Raw genomic sequence first — 18,759 nt, 5'->3', positions numbered from 1 at the left:
ATACCAGCAGTACTAACTTTCAACGTGCTTCAGTCGTGCGCTGGCGGGCAGTTGAATGCCCGCTGAGCCGGCCACGACATTCGGGTCATGACCGGGAATAACGAAGTCTGCGATCTGCCGGATACGCCTGAGCGAGGCCAGTTCAGCGGCCGTCTCATGAACAATGCCGACCGGTACCAGATCCACGATATTCTCCATGCAGCTTGCGCAGTCGCCGGCGATCAAGACCACGCCATCGGCTGTATCGACGGCAACCGATTGATGCCCCGGCGTATGTCCCGGCGTTGGCACAACCCGCACGCCGGGTGCGATATCGGCTACACCGTGCACAAACTGCCAGCGAAAATAGGCAAGCGGTTCGCGGCCGATCAGAAACTCCTGATAAAACGCCGACTGCGTCGGCAGGGGCCTGCCCGCGTATTCCCACTCGCTTGCCTGGACCACGAAACGCGCGTTCTTGAAGAGCGTATTGCCGCCGGAATGGTCGTAGTGCAAGTGGGTGTTGATGACAATATCCACGTCGTCCGCATTCCAGCCCACATACTCCTTCAACGCACGTTCAAGCCGCTCTTCCGGCGCCTGCTCGCAAGGACAGACGAAGCTCGACACCCAGCCCGGATCGTGAATCCCGGTATCCACCACAATCTTCTTGTCACCGCCAACAATCGCCGTCGACCACACCGGGACCTTGATCTGCTGGCCGTAGTAGCGGCCATAGATCTGAGATGAACGGTCGACGGTCAGCCAGCCAGTAGGCATGGCCACGACCTTGAGTTTCGACACAGCCACGATGATCTCCACCGTCAAAGGTTGAAGGAGTTGCGCCCGCCAGGGCAAGCCTAGAAATTCGTGTTGGCCGCACCCTTGAGCCCGAGCATGGCGCGCGCTTCGTCCGGGGTCGCAATCTCCAGCGACAGGCCTTCGATCACCTGGCGAATCTTCACGACCTGCGCAGCGCTCGATTCAGCCAGCTTGCCAGCCTCGATCCAGAGCGAGTCTTCAAGCCCGACCCGCACGTTCGATCCCTGCGCCACACCCAGCGTCGCAAGCGGAATCTGGTTACGTCCTGCGCCGAGGATCGACCACACATAGTCGCTTCCGAACAGGCGGTCGGCGGTTCGGCGCATGTGCATGAGGTCTTCCGGATGCGGCCCGATACCGCCAAGCAGGCCGAACACGCTCTGCACGAAGAACGGCGGTTTCGCGAGTCCGCGGTCAACAAAATGCGCCAGGTTGTACAAATGCGAGATGTCGTAGCATTCATACTCGAAACGCGTACCGTTCGCGCCGCACGATGTGAGGATGTACTCAATGTCCTTGAACGTGTTCTTGAAGATCAGGTCGCGGCTATTCGCCAGATGCTGGCGCTCCCAGTCGTGCTTGAACTCCTTGAAGCGCTCGAGCATGGGATAAAGGCCGAAATTCATCGAACCCATGTTCAGCGACGCCACCTCCGGCTTGAAATGGTGAGCCGGTTTTAGCCGCTCCTCCACCGTCATGTGCGGACTGCCGCCGCTGGTGATATTGATCACCGCATCGGTCTCGGCCTTGATACGCGGCAGGAACTGCTGGAACACGGCAGGGTCTTGCGTGGGGCGGCCATCAATGGGGTCCCGTGCATGCAAGTGCAGGATAGCCGCGCCCTCTTTGGCCGCAGCGAGTGCTGCGTCGCCGATCTCTTGCGGTGTGACCGGCAGATACGGTGACATCGACGGAGTATGAATCGCGCCCGTGGGAGCACAGGTAATAATGACTTTACGCTTGGTTGCCATGCTGTAAGCCCTCGTCGGATAAGAAAAGCGTTCAGAGCACTTCAACGTTGCCGCACACCGAGATCGCCTGTCCCGAGATGCCGCTGCCCCCCGGCGAGCACAGGAACAGCGCGGTCGCCGCGACTTCTTCGGGCGTGGTCATGCGGCGCAAGGAAATCTTCGCGAGATACTCTTTTTCCATCTGCTCGTAGGAAAGACCCAACTGTTGCGCGCGTGCTGCGATCACCCGTTCAATGCGCGGCCCCTTCACGATGCCCGGCTGGATGGCATTCACGCGGATGTTGTCCGGTCCCAACTCGATGGCCAGGCTCTTGATGAGGCCCACGACCGCCCACTTGGTCGCTGAATAGGGCGTGCGGTACGCGTATCCGAGCCGCCCTGCCACCGATGACAACGCAATGATCGACCCGCCATCGCGCGCCTGGCGCAGCAGCGGCACGGCGCGACGTGCGAAGTAGAACTGAGCATTGAGATTCACGTCGATGGTCTGTTCCCAGTCATCCGTGTTCATCTCGTCGATACCGCCCGTGGGGCCGGCGATCCCCGCGTTATTGATCAGCACGTCGAGGCCGCCGAGCTGCGCGTCCACGCCGTCGAATACACGGTCGACGGCCGCGCGCTCCGACACGTCCGCAAGCGTCGTAGTGATCGCGTTCATCTCGGCGCTTTGCTCGGCTTCGTTTAGCGCGTCGATAGCTTGCTGGCTCGAGTCGCAGACATGCACGCGCGATCCGGCGTCGACAAAAGCACGCGCGATCACGAGACCGATACCCGACGCGCCGCCCGTGACCAGCACGCGCAACCCTGCGTGCGGTTTCAACATCTGTAGAACCGTCATGCGTGTCTCCATTGTTTTTTTGAGGGCCGATCACAGGCCCACGCCAACTTCAGGCCCTGGCCGCTTCCCTGCTCTGCAAGCGTTCCTGCAAGTCCGCAGCGGCGCCGCCGATGTCCTCCTCGATGCCCGCCCGCGCGCCTTCTCCGTCGCCCTTCCAGAGGGCATCGACAATCTTGCGGTGCGCCGCCATCGACAACCTCATATGCGGGATGTCCGGTGCCACGAGGTTCAGGAATGGGCCGATACGCATCCAGAGATTCTGGATAGTGGCGAGCGTCAGGTCGCTTGCGCCATGCGTGTAGATTGCTATATGGAATTCGAAATTGCTGCGCAGGTACGCGGGGACATCGCCGGCTTCCACGTGGGCATCCATTGTGTCGAACACCGCTTGCAACACGTTCAAATGGTCCTTGGTCATCCGAGATGCCGCCCGCTTCGCCACGCAGCCTTCAAGGGCGATCCGCACGTCGCGCAGCTCTTCGAGCAGGTCCAGCGTCATGGGCGGCACCATCAGCGCGCGGCCCGGCCCGTCGATCAACGCGCCTTCGGCTTGCAGTCGCGTGAGCGCGGCGCGCACCGGCATGGTCGATGAGCCGACCGCCTCGGCGACCCCGCGCAAGCTCAGCGCCTGACCGGGGGCAAAGCGCCCCGTCATGATCGCCTCGCGCAACTGCGCGTAGACGCGGCCCGCCATGGTCTCGCGCGCCACCAGCTCAAGCGGCAACGCGTCCGCGCTTGTTTCACGTGTTGTCAATTAAACAGCTCCTTACGAGATATGTGACCTGTGATCACACCGTAAGATGAAGTTTGGTGCCCTTGCGACTCTTAGTCAACCTTCAAATACTAGGGGAAAACGCGACTGCCGCGAGCTTGTCGCGGCAGTCGCGTCGCCCGCCACCCGTGGCGCTCCTCGTGCGGTTTTGTCATGACTCCGGTGCTGCAAATCGCGCCGGTCAAATGGCGCGCAGGTCAAACGGAGTCGAACGCTTGCGTTCCCCGGTCAGACGATAAATGGCATTGGCAATCGCCGGCGTCACCGCCGGACTGGACAGCTCACCTACGCCACCCGGGTGAGCGAGGTCCCCCTGCACGATGTCGATATCGACGGCCGGCATGTCGCTCATCCGCGCCACCCGATACGTATCGAAGTTGTGCTGCACGACACGTCCGTTACGGATCTCGATCTGGTCGAAGCTCGCGTGTCCGAGGCCCCACATCAGGCCACCATAGAGTTGTTCCTCCACGCCACCGGGAGAAACCGCCAGACCGCAATCCGCCACGCAGGTGAGCTTCTCTATGACGATCGCTCCATCCTTCTTCGCAACCCGCGCCACGACCGCGATATAACTGCCATAGGCCTGATTGGTCGCAATGCCGAGCGCCACGCCTGCGGGCAACGGGTCATGCCATCCCGCGCGCTCCGCTGCTCGCCTCACGACCGCCGCGTGGCGAGGCTGGTCGTGCATGCTAGCCAGGCGGAACAGCAACGGGTCTTGCTTGCCGAGGTGAGCAGCTTCATCGATGATCGACTCGACCGCGAACACATTGGGGATGTAGCTGACCGCCCGATACCAACCCGTCGGGACGCCCGTTTCATGACGCACCCAGCCAATGTCCAGATGCGGTGCGCAGTAAGTGAACTCGCGCGCATTGATGCCCTCGGTGGTGCTGTAGTCCATGCGATCCGCGCGATCGAAATAACCCGGCTCCCATTGCTCCGGCGAAGCCGGCGAGACGGCGCGCAGTTGCAACGCGGCGAGGCGGCCGTCCTCGTCGAGCGCCGCCTTCGCGCGATGGTACGTAGCCGCGTGATGAAACAGCGCACCCATCTCGGTCTCGCGGCTGTTCATCAGCTTGACCGGTTTGCCGGTCTTTACCGCGAGGTAAGTGACTTCGAGCAGCCAGTATTTCGATTCGCGCGCACCGAAGCTGCCGCCCGATACGAGCTCGTGCACCGTGACCTGATTCCCCTTGAAGCCACCGATCACTTCGGCGGCTTCCTGCGCCGTTGAAGGGACCTGGATACCACCCCAGTAGGCAATTGCATCCTTGCTTGCCCATGCGGTGACGTTGACGGGTTCCATCGGGCTCTGGGCTTTGTACGGCATCGAATACGATGCATCTATCACGCGAGCCGGATGCGTCCACGCGGCCTTTGCGTCGCCGGATTGAATGGTCGGCACGACATGCGCCGCCGGGCTGTCGAGCCACGCAGCCTGATGAGCCGCGAGCGCGTCGCTGTTGAAGCTTTCGAAGAGGCTGTCGTCCCACTCGATCTGCAACGCCGCCTGTCCTTGATGCGCCGACCAGTAGTCATCCGCGAGAATCGCAACGCCTGCCTGATTGCCGCCCAGCACATCCGGCCGCCCCGGAATCTCGATCACGCTGCGCACGCCCGGCAGCTTGAGTGCGTTGGACGAATCGACGCTGCGCACGCGCGCGTCGATCACCGGCGCGCGCGTGATCACGGCGACCAGCATGCCGGGCAGATCGACGTCGATGCTGTATTGGAACGTCCCTGCGGCCTTCTGCGCCGCCCCGCGCTTCTTCCGCAGCTTGCCGATGTACCTGAACTGCGCGGGGTCCTTGAGCGCAATGGCGCTCGGCACAGGCACGCGCGCGGCGGCTTCAGCCAGCGATCCATAGTTCGCTCTGCGGCCGCTCGGCGCGTGCTCGACATAGCCGCTCGCAGTCGAGCATGATGCAGCCGGCACGTTCCACTGGTTCGCGGCTGCGGCGACGAGCATCGCTCTTGCGGTTGCGCCTGCCATTCGAAGGCGATCGTATTCAAGCGAGACGCTGGTACTGCCCCCCGTTGAGAAGACCTTCCACAATGGATGAATGTAGACCGCGTAGAACGGATTCTCGGGCGTGATCACGTCGACCGCGAACGGGTCGACATCGAGTTCTTCCGCCACGATCGCTGCCAGCGCGGTCCGCGTTCCGGTGCCCGAGTCATGCTTGTGGACCACGAGCTTGATCGTATCGTCGGGCAATACGCGGACCCATGCGTTGGGCTCGAATTCGTTGGTCGCGTTCGTTGACGCAGCGCCGCCCGATGCTTCGTTCGCCCGCGCGTCTGGCAGACGAAAGCCGACTGCTACACCCGCGGCGAGCAACGCCGAACCCTGCTTCAGGAAACGCCGGCGGGAGACCTGACGAGACTCGACCACTGCCACCGCCGATTTGCTTGCGTCGCGCATCATGCCTCCTTCTTTGACGACAGGAGTTCGGGAGCGGCGCGTTTGATCGCCCTTCGAATGCGCGCATAAGTGCCGCAGCGGCACACGTTGCCCGACATGGCTGCGGAAATCGTTTCGTCGTTGACTTCGGGCTTGCCGTCGAGGAACGCCGCCGCCGACATCAACTGCCCGGGCTGGCAATAACCGCATTGCGGCACGTCCTCTTCCACCCATGCACGCTGCAACGGATGCTCGCCGGTCTTCGACAGACCTTCGATGGTCGTAATGCGATGCCCCGCTACCGCCGCCACCGGCAGCACGCACGAGCGCATCGCATTACCGTCGAGGTGCACCGTGCAGGCACCGCAAAAGCCGCCGCCGCAACCGAACTTCGTGCCCGTGAGTTTCAGGTGGTCGCGCAACACCCACAACAGCGGCATGTCTTCCGGTACATTGTCGAGCGTATGCCGCTCGTCGTTGACGATGATCTCGATCATGGGTGTCTCCCTTCGCTTGTCGCTTGTTGTCCAGCCGTCGCGCCGATTATTGAAAGCCGTTAAATCCCGCGCCAGCGACAATTTCTTCTAACGGCCGTCAGTCCGGCTAACAGGTATGTTCAAACGCTATCCTTCCATCCAGTCGATGCAGGCCTTCCTCAACGCGGCGCGCGGCGGCAGTTTCTCGAGCGCGGCAAGGCAGCTCGACCTCACGCATAGCGCAATCAGTCAACAAATCAGGACGCTGGAGGAATTCGTCGGGCAGCCGTTGTTCGAACGCAAGAATGGGCGCGTCATGCTTAACGACGCCGGCGTGCTGTTAGCCAACCTGCTTGGCGACGGCTTCGAGCAGATCGACCGCGCGTTGTCTTCGGTGCAGGAGCGCCTGGTCGCCCACTCCCTGACGCTCGATGTCGATCCGGAGTTGTCGCAACACTGGCTTAGCTCCCGCCTGGCGGGGTTGATCGACGCGTTGGACGGACGTGCCCTGACTGTGTTGTCCACGCCTCGCCACGAGCGCACCGCGTTCGAACGCATCGATATAGCGTTGCGATACGGCTACGGCGAATGGGAGGGCTATGAAAACAAGCTGATGTGCACCGACCGGCTGACGGTCATGGCCTCACCGGCGCTGGTGAAAAGATTCGGCCTGAGCTTGCCGCTCGCCCCCGAAGCGGTGCTCGAGTTGCCGCTGCTCGGTTATACGAAGCGATCGTGGATTCCGTGGCTCGAAGCGGCCGGCCTGGCGGCGCTCGAACCTTCGAACGTGCTAGCCGTGTTCGACAACGCCGCGAGCCTGATTGAAGCCATGACGGCCGGGGTAGGCGCCGGGCTCGCACGGGGTTTGCTCGCGGCGGATGCGCTTCGTGCGGGGCAACTGGTGGCATTGACCGAGGTGGCCATTGCCACCCACTACAACCTTTACGCGGTGTGGCCGCAAGGCAAACGCGAAAGGGTGGCGGACGTGGTGGAGACGCTCACGGCGCTGGTTGCGCAGAGCCTTGGGTGAGAGGGACTTCAGTAGAAGAGCCTTCGGCACACTGGCGTACGGTATCGAGAAACAGCCGTAGCACCGGCGACGTATCGCCGGTCCGGAAGCGCGCATAGAGCGACACCTCCGGCGGTTGTCCGCTCAACGGCTTGAAGACCACACCGCCGGTCGTCAACTGCTGCGACGAGGAAGGCACGAGGGCCACGCCAAGCCCTTGCCGCACCAGGCACAGCAACGTCTGCACCTCGACCACCTCCTGCTCGATCTTCGGCGTAAACCCGGCTTCAATACAACAGTCCCGTAAGAACCTCGCAAGCTTCGACTGCGTCAGGCCAAACGACACGAAGCGCTCCGCGTGCAACTCCTTCAACGCGATCTCCTGTCTCTGTGCAAACCGGTGCCCCGGCGGCAGCACGGCCATTGCACATTCCCTCACGACCACCTCGCTGTGGATCTCGGGGTCGTCATGCGTCAGACGAAAGAAACACACGTCCAGGCGGTGCTCCTTCAGCGCTTGTATCTGCGCGGCAGGCGTCATTTCGTGCAGCGTCCACCGTACGGCCGGATAACGCTCGTCGAACGCGCGCAGCGCAAGCGGAATGGCGTCGACCATGGCCGAACTGATGATGCCTATCTCGAGGTTGCCTACTTCCCCTCGCCCCGCGCAACGGGCCAGATCGATCGCCCGTTCGAACTGCGCGAACACCAGGGGCACCTGTTCCTTCAGTGTTTTCCCTGCCTCCGTGAGCTCGACACGATGTTGCGAGCGCGTGAAAAGAGCCGTGCCCAGCTCCTCTTCAAGCAGCCTGATCTGCTGGCTCAAAGGGGGCTGGGAAATGTGCAGGCGCGCGGCTGCGCGGCCGAAATGCAACTCGTCGGCAAGCACCGCGAAGTAACGCAACAGCCGGATGTCCATATCGCCTACGTATCAAGAGTCACGTTAAAAAATATTGTACAGAGCGCTTTTGTTTGAAGAGACTGCGAATCAAGCAGCAGTGCACATCAGTGTGACACTCGATGCCGGCGAGGGGAAAGCACTAAAAAAATAGTGCTTTGACAAGGGCCGCAATGCACATCCGCAGATGCGCCTGCCAGCGATCCGGCAACTGGTTAATGCCAGTTCCTCTGTTATGGGAGATCGAGTACATGATCATCGACACAAGCTGTTACCCGACCAACCTGGTCGACCTCGCCTGGCGCCACGACGGCGAACCGTTCACGGGCGAACGCCTCCTCAAGACGCTCGACGGGCCGTACATCATCAACGGCAAACCGCGCCGCATCGACAAGGCTTTTATCCAGCCGCCCCAGGGCAACACCATCTATACGTGGACCGACGGCGAGCGCTCAGGCCGCGAGTCGATCGACGACTACATGGCCTACACCGTCGAGCTGGTTCAACGCTACCCCGACCGGCTGCTCGGCTGCTTCGTCTACAACCCGCGTTGCGGTCCGGAGAACGGGGCCAAGGCTATCGAGTTCTATGCGAAGGAGCACGGCTTCAAGATGGTCCAGTTGCAGGCGAACATGCACGCCTACCGGCCGGACCGCGCGCTTGACTGGTTGCGCCCGGCCTTGCGCAAATGCGCCGAGCTGGGCTTGCTCGTCAAGCTTCATACCGGCGATGGTCCATACAGCATTCCGACCGAGTGGTATCCGCTGATCCGGGAATTTCCGTCGGTGAATTTCATCATGGCGCACTTCGGCGTGCAGACCGGTGGCGTGTATTGCTTCGAGCCGTTCCAGATGGCCATGGATACCCCCAACGTCTATTGCGAATCGAGCTGGTGCCTGCAATCGCGCATTGTCGAATTTGCGAAGGTGCTGCCCACGCACAAGATCCTGTACGGCTCCGACACGCCGCCGAACGAACCGGGCATGTGGCTGCGCCTGCTCGAAGTCCTGTGCCACGAGCCGCCGCAAGGTCTGAATCTCGATGAGGACACGCTCGAGGATTATCTCGGCAACAACCTCGCGCGAATGATCGGCCTCGAACCGAGTCCGCCGCCGCGCAGTGTGGAGCAAGCACACGATTATCTGAACCAGTTCGCCGGAGTCCGCGCGTGATCATCGATACCCATCTGCACCCGACCAATCTCGTCGACGAAGCCTGGCGCCATACCGGCGAACCGTTCACCGGCGAGCGCCTGCTCAAGATGATGGACGGCCCGTACATGATCAACGGCAAGCCCCGCCGTATCGACATGGGGTTCATCCAGCCGCCGCCCGGCAACACGGGTTATCGCGACGGTAACCGGCGTGGCCGCGAAGGCATTCGCGACTACATGGCGTATATCGCCGAACTGACGCAGAAATACCCCGACAGGTTTATCGGCAACTTCACCTACAACCCGCGCTGGGGCCCGGAAAACGGCGCGGCCGAACTCGAGTTCCATGTGAAGGAGTACGGCTTCAAGATGCTGAAGCTGCACGCCAACATGCATGGCTACCGGCCCGACCGGGCGCTCGACTGGTTGCGTCCCGCCATGAAGAAATGCGCGGAACTGGGCGTGGTCGTGTTGATTCATACCGGCGACGGACCCTACACCATCCCGACGCAGTTCTATCCGATCATCCGCGAATTTCCGATGGTGAATTTCATCATTGGCCACTTCGGGATTCAGACCGGCGGCAACTATTCATTCGAATCCTTCTGGATGGCGATGGACACGCCGAACGTGTATTGCGAGTCGGGCTGGTGTTATCAGTCGCGCATTGTCGAGTTCGCGAAAGAGTTGCCGCGCAACAAGATCGTGTTCGGCGCGGACTCGCCACCGAACGAGCCGGGCATGTGGTTGCGTGAACTGGAGATGCTGTGTTCGCCGGCGCCGCAAGGCATGGATCTGGACGAAGACGGACTCGAAGACTACATGGGTAACAACATCGCGAGGCTGGTCGGCATCGAGCCGAGCAAACCGCCGAAAGATCTGGCCGAGGCTGAGAAGCGCCTCAAGGCGAGCTATGTGTAGTTGATGAAAGACCACGGGCGCCGTAGCCGTATCCGAGTCTGCGCCCGCGGTCGTCTCACCTCGTTTATCCACACGCCGGAGCCCATCATGGCCGATGCACGCTTGCACGAACTCGCGGGGACGCAGGACTTTCACGCGTTCGTGTCTACCTATCGCGACCTCTTTCCCGATGACGTGCTGACGATCAGGCAGCCGTTGTCCGCCGATCAGGATGTGACTGCGCTGGTCGCGGAACTGGCGGCGCGAGGCCGGCATGAGATGCTGGTCTGCGAGCAGGTCGATGGTCTGGACACACCGCTCGTCACCAACGTCTTTGCATCCCGCAGTCGCATTGCGCGGCTGTTCGGTGTCGAACCGCCGCACTTGTTTGAAGCCTATCAACGCCGTGCGAATGCACCGCTTGCGCCGCGTTTCGTAGCGAACGGTCCAGTTCTCGATCAGGTCAACGAAGGCGATGCAGTCAACCTCGATCACCTGCCAATGATCCAGCATTTCGATACCGACCGCGGCCCCTACATTACCAACGCGGTGATCGTCGCCGAAGATCCGGTGACGGGCATCGCCAACCTCAGCTACCACCGTTCCATGCGCCAAGCGCGCAATGCACTCGCCACCAGCCTGCACTCACGCGGCCACCTCTGGCGGATGCTGCAAAGCGCGCAGCAACGCGGCGACGTGCTCCGCGTCGCGATGGTGATTGGTGCTCATCCACTGTTCATGCTGGCCGCTTCCGCGCGGGTACCGTTCGGGACGGATGAGCGTTCGATAGCCGGTGGCCTGTTCAACGCGCCGCTTGAACTCGTGCGCACGCCGCGTTACGGCATCGGTGTACCGGCTGCTGCGGAGTTCGTGCTCGAAGGCACGATCGATCCGGCCGAGCACGCCGAAGAAGGTCCGTTCGGGGAGTTCTCCGGTTATTCGTCGGACCGCTCGACCAACAATCTGCTTCGCGTCGACACCATGATGCGCCGTCGCGATGCATGGCTCGTCGACGTGGTCGGCGGTCCGTATGCCGAGCACCTGACGCTCGCGCGTTTGCCGCGCGAGGCGGAAATGAGCGAGAAGTTGAAGGCGCGTTTTCCCTCCGTGACAGCACTTCATTACCCGAACTCCGGCACGCACTTCCATTGCTATGTCGCACTGAACCAGTCACGCGACGGTGAAGCGCGCCAGATCATGCTCGCATTGCTCGGCTGGGACCCTTATCTGAAGAACGTCATCGCGGTGGACAGCGACATCGACATCAGCGACGACTCGCAAGTGTTATGGGCGCTCGCCACGCATTTCCAGCCGCATCGCGACCTGTTCGTAATCGACGGCTTGCCGGGCAGTCCGCTCGATCCTTCGTCGTCGGCTTCGGGCACGACTTCGCGCATGGGTATTGATGCGACTCGCGGGTCCACGTTCGACGGCATTCGCGCACGCATCGGCGAACGTGCGATCGAGCATGCGCGTTCATTGCTTGCTGGTCTCGAGCGCGGAGTGCCGGCATGACGATCGATAAAAACCGCCGCATGGTGGTCGGCATCAGCGGTGCATCGGGATTCATCTACGGCGTGCGCTTGCTTGAACTGCTTCGAGGACTGGATGTGGAAACGCACCTGATCATCTCGCGGGCGGCCCTTCTTACGATGACGCACGAGACCCATTACAAACTCGCCGATGTCAGCGCGCTCGCTGCCACGACACATCGGTGCGACGACCTCGCAGCCGGTATCGCAAGCGGCTCGTTCCGTACGATGGGAATGATTGTCGCGCCCTGCTCGATGAAGACACTCGCCGAAATTGCTAACGGCATGTCGCTCGGCCTGATTTCAAGAGCAGCCGACGTAACGCTGAAAGAACGCCGGCCGCTTGTCCTGCTCGCGCGCGAGACACCGCTTACGCTGGCGCATCTGCGCAACATGACCGCCGTGACCGAGATGGGCGCCATCGTGGCGCCGCCCGTTCCCGCGTTCTATACCCGGCCGCAATCGCTCGAACAAGTGATAGATCACACGCTCGGCCGTGTGCTCGACTTGTTCGGACTCGAGACAGGCACCGTTACGCGGTGGCGGGAAGCCGTCGAAGAACCGCTTACTGCGTGAAGTTCGCATGAAGCTTGGCCACGCATCAGCAGTCAGTATGACCACCAGGAGACGATCGATGAACACCATCCACATGACCCATCATGAAGCCGCGAAAATTCCAGTCACCATTTTGGCCGGCTTCCTTGGCGCGGGCAAAACAACGCTGCTGAACTACATCCTGCGCGAAAACCACGGCCGCAAGATTGCCGTGATCGAAAACGAGTTCGGCGAAATAGGTATTGACGGCGGTCTCGTGCTTGAATCGACCGAGGAAATCTACGAGATGACGAACGGCTGTGTCTGCTGTGTCGGCGCGGTGCGCGAGGATCTGGTGCGCATCGTCCGCACCCTGATCGACAGGCCCGAGCGGCTCGATCACATCATTGTGGAGACGAGCGGTCTTGCCGATCCGTATCCGGTCGCGCAAACCTTCTTCCTCGACGATCCAATCGCGAAACAGGTCACACTCGACGCAGTCGTGACGATGGTTGACGCGAAGCATATAGCGGCACATCTGGACGACATCCTCCTCGACGGTTCTGACAATCAGGCAGTAGACCAGATCGTATGCGCGGACCGCATTGTGATCAACAAGGTAGACCTTGTGAGCGAGCAGGAAGTGGCCACCCTGACCACACGGATTCGCGCATTGAACGCCACCGCCGACATTGTCCCGTCGAGCTACGCACTGATCGACCTGGGAAAGATCCTTGGCGTCGGTGCCTCCGAGTTCTCACAGCAGCTGGTCGAAACGGGCGGACTTTCCGGGCATGAGCATGAGCATGAGCATGAGGATCACGATCACCACGAGCGCGCAGATGAGCACGAACACGAACACGACGCCAGTGTCTCGTCGGTAGGTATCGAGGTATCCGCCGAGGTCGACCTCGACGCATTGCAGGACTGGCTCGCCCAACTACGCGTATCGGATGCGAGCAAGCTGTTTCGCATGAAGGGCATTCTTGCCGTGCAAGGGCAACCCTGCCGCTACGTGCTGCAAGGCGTGCACAACGTGATCGAGCTGCGCGCGGCGCAGGCCTGGGGTAGCGAGCCTCGGACCAGCCGCATTGTTTTTATCGGCCGCGATCTCGATCGCGCCGAGCTGACCGACCGCTTCCATGCCTGTCTCGGCGCACCTATAACGGCCTGACGGGTTGAACAGCCGGCCCGCGGATGACTCGTGGCGCGACTGCTGCCAAAACGACGCGTGCAAACGCGCACTTGTGCCGCGGACCGCGGGCTGGTCAATAACGAAATCCAGGAGACATTCGATGAACACCGCCCCACACCCTGTCGATCAGCGCCTGCCGAAGCGCCAGGTGATTACGCTCGGACTGCAGCACATGCTGGTTGCTTATATCGGCGCGATTGCCGTGCCGCTCATCGTTGCGTCGGCGCTCAAGATGTCGTCCGCCGACACGACCATCCTGATCAGCACCGCGCTTTTTTGCTCGGGTATCTCGACCCTGCTGCAGACCATTGGCTTCTGGAAATTCGGCGTGCGCTTGCCGATCCTGCAAGGCGTTGCGTTCAGCAGTGTCGGACCGGTGATCGCCATTGGCTCGAATCCGAATGTCGGCTTCGCGGGCGTGTGCGGCGCCGTGATCGGGGCGGGTTTGTTCACGCTGTTCGCCGCCCCCCTGATCGGCCGGCTGCGACGCTTCTTTCCTCCAGTCGTGACCGGTTGCATCGTGACAGTGATCGGCTTGCAGTTGTTTCCGGTGGCCTATGAGTGGGCAGCGGGCGGTCGGCAGAACCCCCAATTCGGCGCATCGCCATTCCTGCTGGTCGCGCTGTTCGTCGCCCTCGTGATACTCGCGGTCAATCGCTTCGGCTCGCCGTTCCTGCGCAACCTGTCAGTGTTGATCGGGCTCATTGCCGGCGGGATTGTCGCGTGTCTGCTCGGGATGGGGAACTACAGCGGTGTCAGGAGCGCGCCGTGGTTCACCGTCCCTTATCCGTTCCACTTCGGCACACCGGTATTCGCCGTCGTGCCGGTGCTGACCATGATCGTTGTCATGGTGGTGCAGATGGTCGAGTCAATGGGACTTTTCATCGCGATCGGCGGGATTGTCGACAAGCAGGTCACCGAGGAAGACGTCGTGCGCGGCCTGCGCGCTAACGGGCTTGCCAGCGCCATTGCAGGCATGTTCGCGGCGTTTCCGTTTATCGCGTTCATGGAGAACGTCGGGCTCGTGATCCTCACGGGCGTGCGAAGCCGCTGGGTGGTTGCCACCAGCGGAGCGCTGATGTGCATCGTGGCCCTGGTGCCGAAGATTGGCGCGGTCGTCGCAGCAACGCCTGCCGCCGCGCTCGGCGGAGCGGGGATCGCCATGTTCGGCGTGGTCGTGGCAGCGGGCGTGCAGACGCTCTCGAAGGTCGACTTCGAAAGCAATCGATACAACGTGCTGATCGTGGGCTTCACGATCGCGACAGCGCTGATTCCCGTAATGGCACCCGAGGTATCAAGCAGATGCCCGAATGGACCCAGCCGTTCCTGCATAGCGGCGTCGTGCTCGCCTGTCTCGTCTCCGTGGCGCTCAATGCAGTGCTTAACGGCGCGCACGACGAGGTCGTGGCCGAGACACATCAACTGGTCCGGGAATAAGTCAAATCGAATCGTACGGCGGCCGTCTCTGCGCCGCTGCAGGAAATGCGTTGCAAGGAGAAACAAACGTGAGCACCCAGAGCGAAGCCCTGTTGATCAAGAATCCGATTGCTGTCATGAGCGGCCTGCGCGGCGAACGCGCCCGGCTCGGTCAAGTCGACGTGCGCGTTCGCGCGGGACGGATCGAGGAAATCGGTCCGCAACTCGTGGCGAGAGAAAATGAAAGAGTCATCGACGCCAGTTCCTGCGTCGTCTATCCGGGGTGGGTCAACACGCATCATCACCTGTTCCAGAACTTGCTGAAGGCGGTCCCCGCCGGTATAAACGCCGATCTTCAGGAATGGCTGGCTGCGGTGCCGTACCCTCGGCTCGCGCGCTTTACACCGGACCTCGCTCGCATCGCCGCCCGGCTGGGGCTGGCGGAACTCCTGCTCTCGGGTGTGACCACCTGCGCCGATCATCATTATCTTTACCACGCAAAAGGCACGACAGAAACCGGCGACCTTCTGTTCGAGGAAGCCGCTGCGTTCGGCATGCGCTTCGTGTTGTGCCGAGGCGGCGCACTTCAGGCTGCGGGGGACCATCCGGGGTTTGCGAACAGCGTGTTACATCCGGAGTCACTTGACCAGATGCTCGGCGACATCGAGCGCCTGAAGTCCCGCTATCACGATGCCCGCCCCGACTCCATGCGCCGGGTCGTGGTCGCGCCCACCACGCCAACCTTTTCGTTGCCGCCCGCGCTGTTGCCGGAAATCGCACGCGCAGCGCGCGGCATGGGCTTGCGTCTGCATACGCACCTGTCCGAGACGCGTCGCTATGTCGACTTCTGCCAGGAGAAATTCGGCATGTTGCCCGTCGAGTTTGTCGCTGAGCATGAATGGCTCGGACCAGATGTATGGTTCGCCCATCTGGTTCATCTGGAACCCGCCGAGATCGCGATGCTCGCGGAGACGGGGTCTGGCTGCTCGCATTGCCCGGTCAGCAATGCGCGGCTTGGCAGCGGTATTGCGCCGGCGCCGCAGATGGCGGCAGCAGGCGTGCCCATGTCACTGGGCGTGGACGGCGTGGCCTCGAACGAGTCCGGCAGCATGACCGACGAAGCGCATTTCGCGTGGTTATTGCACCGTGCGGCGCAACAGGTATCCGCCACTACCGTGGAAGAAACCATTCACTGGGGGACGGCCGGCGGCGCAGGCGTGCTTGGTCTGGATGCGGTCGGTACGCTGGAAGTGGGCAAGGCGGCAGACCTGGTGCTCTACGACGTCGACGCGCTGCGTTTCAACGGCTTTCACGATATGGCGATCGCGCCGGTGGCGGCCGGCGAGCCGAGCAAGGTTCGATACAGCATCGCGAATGGCCGCGTGGTGGTCGACGACGGAGAGATCCCCGGGCTGGATCTGGATGAGCTCCGGCGGGACGCCAGAGAGGGAGTAAGGCGTCTGCTCTGATAGGCTGGAGCAGGTATGACCGGTGTGTGCCTGTCCGCGTTCACTTAGGCGCTCACTTAGGCGCTCACTTACACGTTCACTTCGGCGCTCTTCTAACGCGCGACTGAGCGAGGCCAGGATAATGAATCCGGCTTTTTTGGGCCGCCGAAGTGGCGTCGACCGTCCCGTTTTCAGCGTTTCACTGCGTTGAACTCGAACAATTTTCGTGCACTCCGCTCGACTCGTACGCGGCGCTCAGCGTCCAGGCGGGGGTCGTCATGTGCGAGCCAGAGGGCGCCGAAGAGTTCGCGCCCCAGGGCCGGTGCTGTCAGCCCAGCCGCTTAAAGTCCCACCGCAGCCGGATTCATTTCGATGTGCAAAACCACCAGCCACAACTTCGGGCAATCGGGCGCGATCTTGAGCGCCGGGTTGGTCTTGTCAACAGGGGTGATACAGCCCTTCTCGCGCGCCAGCAAATACGCGCGCCGTGCGTCTGACTGAAGCCATATGCTCACGAGACCGCACGTCAGGAAACTGAAAATGGTCGTGATAAGACTCGGCGCACCCGGATCAAGCTGTTGCACCGCATACGCGAATGCCATGGTCAGAACCTGGTTCGCCACGATAGCGACGCACACCACCTTCGCCATGCCCCTGATCCGCATGGCCGTATGAAGCTTTAACACGATTGTGTACTCTTGTCTGAACGCTGATAAATGTTGGTTCGTTGATCAACGGGCTTATTGCCTGCTTATTGCATGCTTGCCTAGTGAACCATCGTCACCGGTGTTTGCATGCTCCGCCACAGCTTGTTCAGCACCCACCATCGGGTAAGAAAGCCCAGGTGGCTGGCATCGACCAGGACAATGTCCGAGTGTTTTTCAGCCACGCGCGCTGCAATGGCTCCAGCCACTGGCCCAAACACACGAGACCAGTGATACGGAACCCCCGCGTCGTCCAGAATGGCGCGTGTCTGGTTGAGCGCGCTCAGCATCGCGCGCTTTTCCTGCAAGCGCAATGTGCCACGGGAATGAAACGCACTGGCGCGCCCCTGATCCGGAGGCTCAAGCACCTCCATCAACTCGACCTCGGACACGCAGTGCTCGGCGAAAAGAAATGCGGCGTGCCGGGCGGCCTGAAGTGCGCCTTCCTTGTTTATCACCGGTATCAGTACCCGTAACATAAGCATCCTTGTTTCAGCTATCACTACAACTTGATTACAGCAGGTCCAGTGTTAAACGTAAGCAGATTTTTGAACCTGGCGCGTAAAAATTGTGTCAAGGCGACCTTACAAGCGCAACCTTGGCTGCATCGTCCGGCGGCGTGTGCAGGCTGGCCGAGAACTGCCTCATGCGAAAAGCCACGCGTTGGGCATATCCCTTGCCGCCGCCGCTGTATCGTTTGAGCGCGACACCCAGGTCACCGCCCGACGCATCGAGATACTCACGCAAGATCGAAGAACCGATCCGCACGTTTTCCGCGGGCTCGGTCAGATCGTTGCCCGATGCAAATACCTGCGGATGAGCAGCTGGGAGTATCTGCATCAGCCCCTGCGCGCCGGCAACGCTGACCGCTTGCCGGTCGAACCCTGACTCGGTTGCAATGACCGCCAGCAATAGCTCGGGTGACATTGCATATTCGTTTGCCGCGCTGATGACCGCACGCGCAATCAGCGTGGCCTCCTGCCGGGCCACTCGAAACTGCCGCCATAACACTGCAGCTACATTTGCAACCTGTGGCGATTCGCTGGGCGGAGATTCGACGCGTACCGAAATTTCTCCGTCCGGCACCGACCGCTCATTGGTTGCATCGCTTGCATCGGTCGCATATGCCGCGCTTGCGACCATGAACGAAAACACGCAGAGGGCAAGTTTCGTGCGCAACCGTCGCCTTGACTCTTTTGACTGGTTCTCATGCATCACGGTCCCTTCTCGTTTGCGTCCGGGAAGGCTACGCCGCCCGGCGTATCGATCGGGATAAAAGCGGACCATGCCGTATCAAGAACGCGTCAAGACGTGAGCGATCAGCGCCGAATTGATAAAAGCTATACGCTCTCCTGCGCGATTTAAACGCCGTCATTGCGCAAGCAGAGCGACACTTTCGGTCTCCATCAAGAGAGTCAATAACATGCACGCCCTAACGTTCTGGAAACGCGCGGCCAGACAAACCGAGCCGGACGATGAAGGCACACGATCGAACATCGCTGGACGGCAAACGCGTCGGCGCACGCTGCTTGCTGTATCGCTGGGCGGTACGGTGGTTGCTGCGATCGCAATAACCTTGGGGCTGCCTGCGACCGGTCTGGCGGTTTATATTGCTGCCACGCTGCCGTTTGCGCTTTTTCCATAAGCCGCGATTGGGCCGCGAATAGTGAACGGCGCTAGCGCGCCATCAGACGCGCATGGG

The 18,759-nt window shown here is 61.4% G+C and carries 18 protein-coding genes and 1 pseudogene; 9 read left to right on the top strand and 10 right to left on the bottom strand.

Annotated elements, in window-relative coordinates; all coding sequences use genetic code 11:
* Window positions 1-12: 12 nt before the first annotated feature.
* The 6 genes from BSU04_RS36205 to BSU04_RS36180 form a co-directional block, all read right to left on the bottom strand.
* Entirely contained in the window at window positions 13-759 is a 747-nt protein-coding gene (locus tag BSU04_RS36205; RefSeq protein WP_089165197.1) for an N-acyl homoserine lactonase family protein, read from the bottom strand.
* A gap of 80 nt (window positions 760-839) precedes the next feature.
* Window positions 840-1,772 carry a 3-keto-5-aminohexanoate cleavage protein gene (locus BSU04_RS36200; protein WP_089165034.1) on the bottom strand — a complete coding sequence of 311 codons (933 nt, stop codon included), beginning with the start codon at window positions 1,770-1,772 and terminating at the stop codon, window positions 840-842.
* 31 nt (window positions 1,773-1,803) lie between these two features.
* Entirely contained in the window at window positions 1,804-2,610 is an 807-nt protein-coding gene (locus BSU04_RS36195) for an SDR family oxidoreductase (protein WP_089165033.1), read from the bottom strand.
* A gap of 49 nt (window positions 2,611-2,659) precedes the next feature.
* Window positions 2,660-3,304, bottom strand: coding sequence for a GntR family transcriptional regulator (locus tag BSU04_RS36190; RefSeq protein WP_089165196.1), 645 nt, complete (start codon window positions 3,302-3,304; stop codon window positions 2,660-2,662).
* Window positions 3,305-3,563: 259 nt separating this feature from the next.
* Window positions 3,564-5,816, bottom strand: coding sequence for a xanthine dehydrogenase family protein molybdopterin-binding subunit (locus tag BSU04_RS36185; protein ID WP_256983719.1), 2,253 nt, complete (start codon window positions 5,814-5,816; stop codon window positions 3,564-3,566).
* Complete coding sequence (locus BSU04_RS36180) at window positions 5,813-6,289, bottom strand: (2Fe-2S)-binding protein (protein WP_089165031.1); 477 nt, start codon at window positions 6,287-6,289, stop codon at window positions 5,813-5,815. The genes BSU04_RS36185 and BSU04_RS36180 overlap by 4 nt, the downstream gene beginning before the upstream one ends.
* 115 nt (window positions 6,290-6,404) lie before the next feature.
* Between BSU04_RS36180 and BSU04_RS36175 the strand changes: the two genes are divergently transcribed.
* Window positions 6,405-7,298 carry a LysR family transcriptional regulator gene (locus tag BSU04_RS36175; protein ID WP_089165030.1) on the top strand — a complete coding sequence of 298 codons (894 nt, stop codon included), beginning with the start codon at window positions 6,405-6,407 and terminating at the stop codon, window positions 7,296-7,298.
* On the opposite strand, the gene BSU04_RS36170 is transcribed toward BSU04_RS36175, so the two are convergent.
* Window positions 7,267-8,196: a LysR substrate-binding domain-containing protein gene (locus BSU04_RS36170; protein WP_089165029.1), complete on the bottom strand. Its 930-nt coding sequence runs from the start codon at window positions 8,194-8,196 to the stop codon at window positions 7,267-7,269. The genes BSU04_RS36175 and BSU04_RS36170 overlap by 32 nt on opposite strands.
* A 230-nt stretch (window positions 8,197-8,426) precedes the next feature.
* Here BSU04_RS36170 and BSU04_RS36165 point away from each other — a divergent pair, with 230 nt between their 5' ends.
* The 7 genes and pseudogenes from BSU04_RS36165 to BSU04_RS36135 all read left to right on the top strand — a co-directional run bounded on the left by BSU04_RS36165 (window position 8,427) and on the right by BSU04_RS36135 (window position 16,374).
* Window positions 8,427-9,347 carry an amidohydrolase family protein gene (locus BSU04_RS36165; protein ID WP_089165028.1) on the top strand — a complete coding sequence of 307 codons (921 nt, stop codon included), beginning with the start codon at window positions 8,427-8,429 and terminating at the stop codon, window positions 9,345-9,347.
* Window positions 9,344-10,249: an amidohydrolase family protein gene (locus BSU04_RS36160; protein WP_089165027.1), complete on the top strand. Its 906-nt coding sequence runs from the start codon at window positions 9,344-9,346 to the stop codon at window positions 10,247-10,249. The genes BSU04_RS36165 and BSU04_RS36160 overlap by 4 nt, the downstream gene beginning before the upstream one ends.
* A gap of 87 nt (window positions 10,250-10,336) precedes the next feature.
* On the top strand, window positions 10,337-11,743 hold the full coding sequence (locus tag BSU04_RS36155) for a UbiD family decarboxylase (RefSeq protein WP_089165026.1): 1,407 nt from the start codon (window positions 10,337-10,339) through the stop codon (window positions 11,741-11,743).
* On the top strand, window positions 11,740-12,336 hold the full coding sequence (locus BSU04_RS36150; protein WP_218827401.1) for a UbiX family flavin prenyltransferase: 597 nt from the start codon (window positions 11,740-11,742) through the stop codon (window positions 12,334-12,336). The genes BSU04_RS36155 and BSU04_RS36150 overlap by 4 nt, the downstream gene beginning before the upstream one ends.
* A 58-nt stretch (window positions 12,337-12,394) precedes the next feature.
* The gene (locus BSU04_RS36145; protein WP_089165025.1) at window positions 12,395-13,468 is read left to right on the top strand and encodes a CobW family GTP-binding protein; all 1,074 of its coding nucleotides are present in this window, start codon (window positions 12,395-12,397) and stop codon (window positions 13,466-13,468) included.
* 121 nt (window positions 13,469-13,589) lie between these two features.
* Window positions 13,590-14,926, top strand: a pseudogene (locus BSU04_RS36140) (nucleobase:cation symporter-2 family protein).
* A gap of 116 nt (window positions 14,927-15,042) precedes the next feature.
* Window positions 15,043-16,374, top strand: coding sequence for an amidohydrolase family protein (locus BSU04_RS36135; protein WP_373452909.1), 1,332 nt, complete (start codon window positions 15,043-15,045; stop codon window positions 16,372-16,374).
* A 320-nt stretch (window positions 16,375-16,694) separates the two neighbouring features.
* On the opposite strand, the gene BSU04_RS36130 is transcribed toward BSU04_RS36135, so the two are convergent.
* The 3 genes from BSU04_RS36130 to BSU04_RS36120 all read right to left on the bottom strand — a co-directional run bounded on the left by BSU04_RS36130 (window position 16,695) and on the right by BSU04_RS36120 (window position 18,236).
* Window positions 16,695-17,039: a hypothetical protein gene (locus BSU04_RS36130; RefSeq protein WP_256983718.1), complete on the bottom strand. Its 345-nt coding sequence runs from the start codon at window positions 17,037-17,039 to the stop codon at window positions 16,695-16,697.
* An 80-nt stretch (window positions 17,040-17,119) separates the two neighbouring features.
* Window positions 17,120-17,536 (bottom strand): universal stress protein, encoded by a 417-nt coding sequence (locus BSU04_RS36125; RefSeq protein ID WP_089165022.1) that lies wholly within the window; start codon window positions 17,534-17,536, stop codon window positions 17,120-17,122.
* A 94-nt stretch (window positions 17,537-17,630) separates the two neighbouring features.
* Complete coding sequence (locus BSU04_RS36120; protein WP_256983717.1) at window positions 17,631-18,236, bottom strand: lytic transglycosylase domain-containing protein; 606 nt, start codon at window positions 18,234-18,236, stop codon at window positions 17,631-17,633.
* A 244-nt stretch (window positions 18,237-18,480) separates the two neighbouring features.
* Here BSU04_RS36120 and BSU04_RS36115 point away from each other — a divergent pair, with 244 nt between their 5' ends.
* Entirely contained in the window at window positions 18,481-18,702 is a 222-nt protein-coding gene (locus tag BSU04_RS36115; protein ID WP_089165021.1) for a hypothetical protein, read from the top strand.
* Window positions 18,703-18,759: the final 57 nt, after the last annotated feature.

The sequence above is a fragment of the Caballeronia sordidicola genome (genome assembly GCF_002220365.1).
Classification (GTDB): Bacteria; Pseudomonadota; Gammaproteobacteria; order Burkholderiales; family Burkholderiaceae; genus Caballeronia; species Caballeronia sordidicola_C.
Note: the sequence above shows the minus strand (reverse complement) of the source record. Positions and strands in the feature narration are given on the sequence as shown.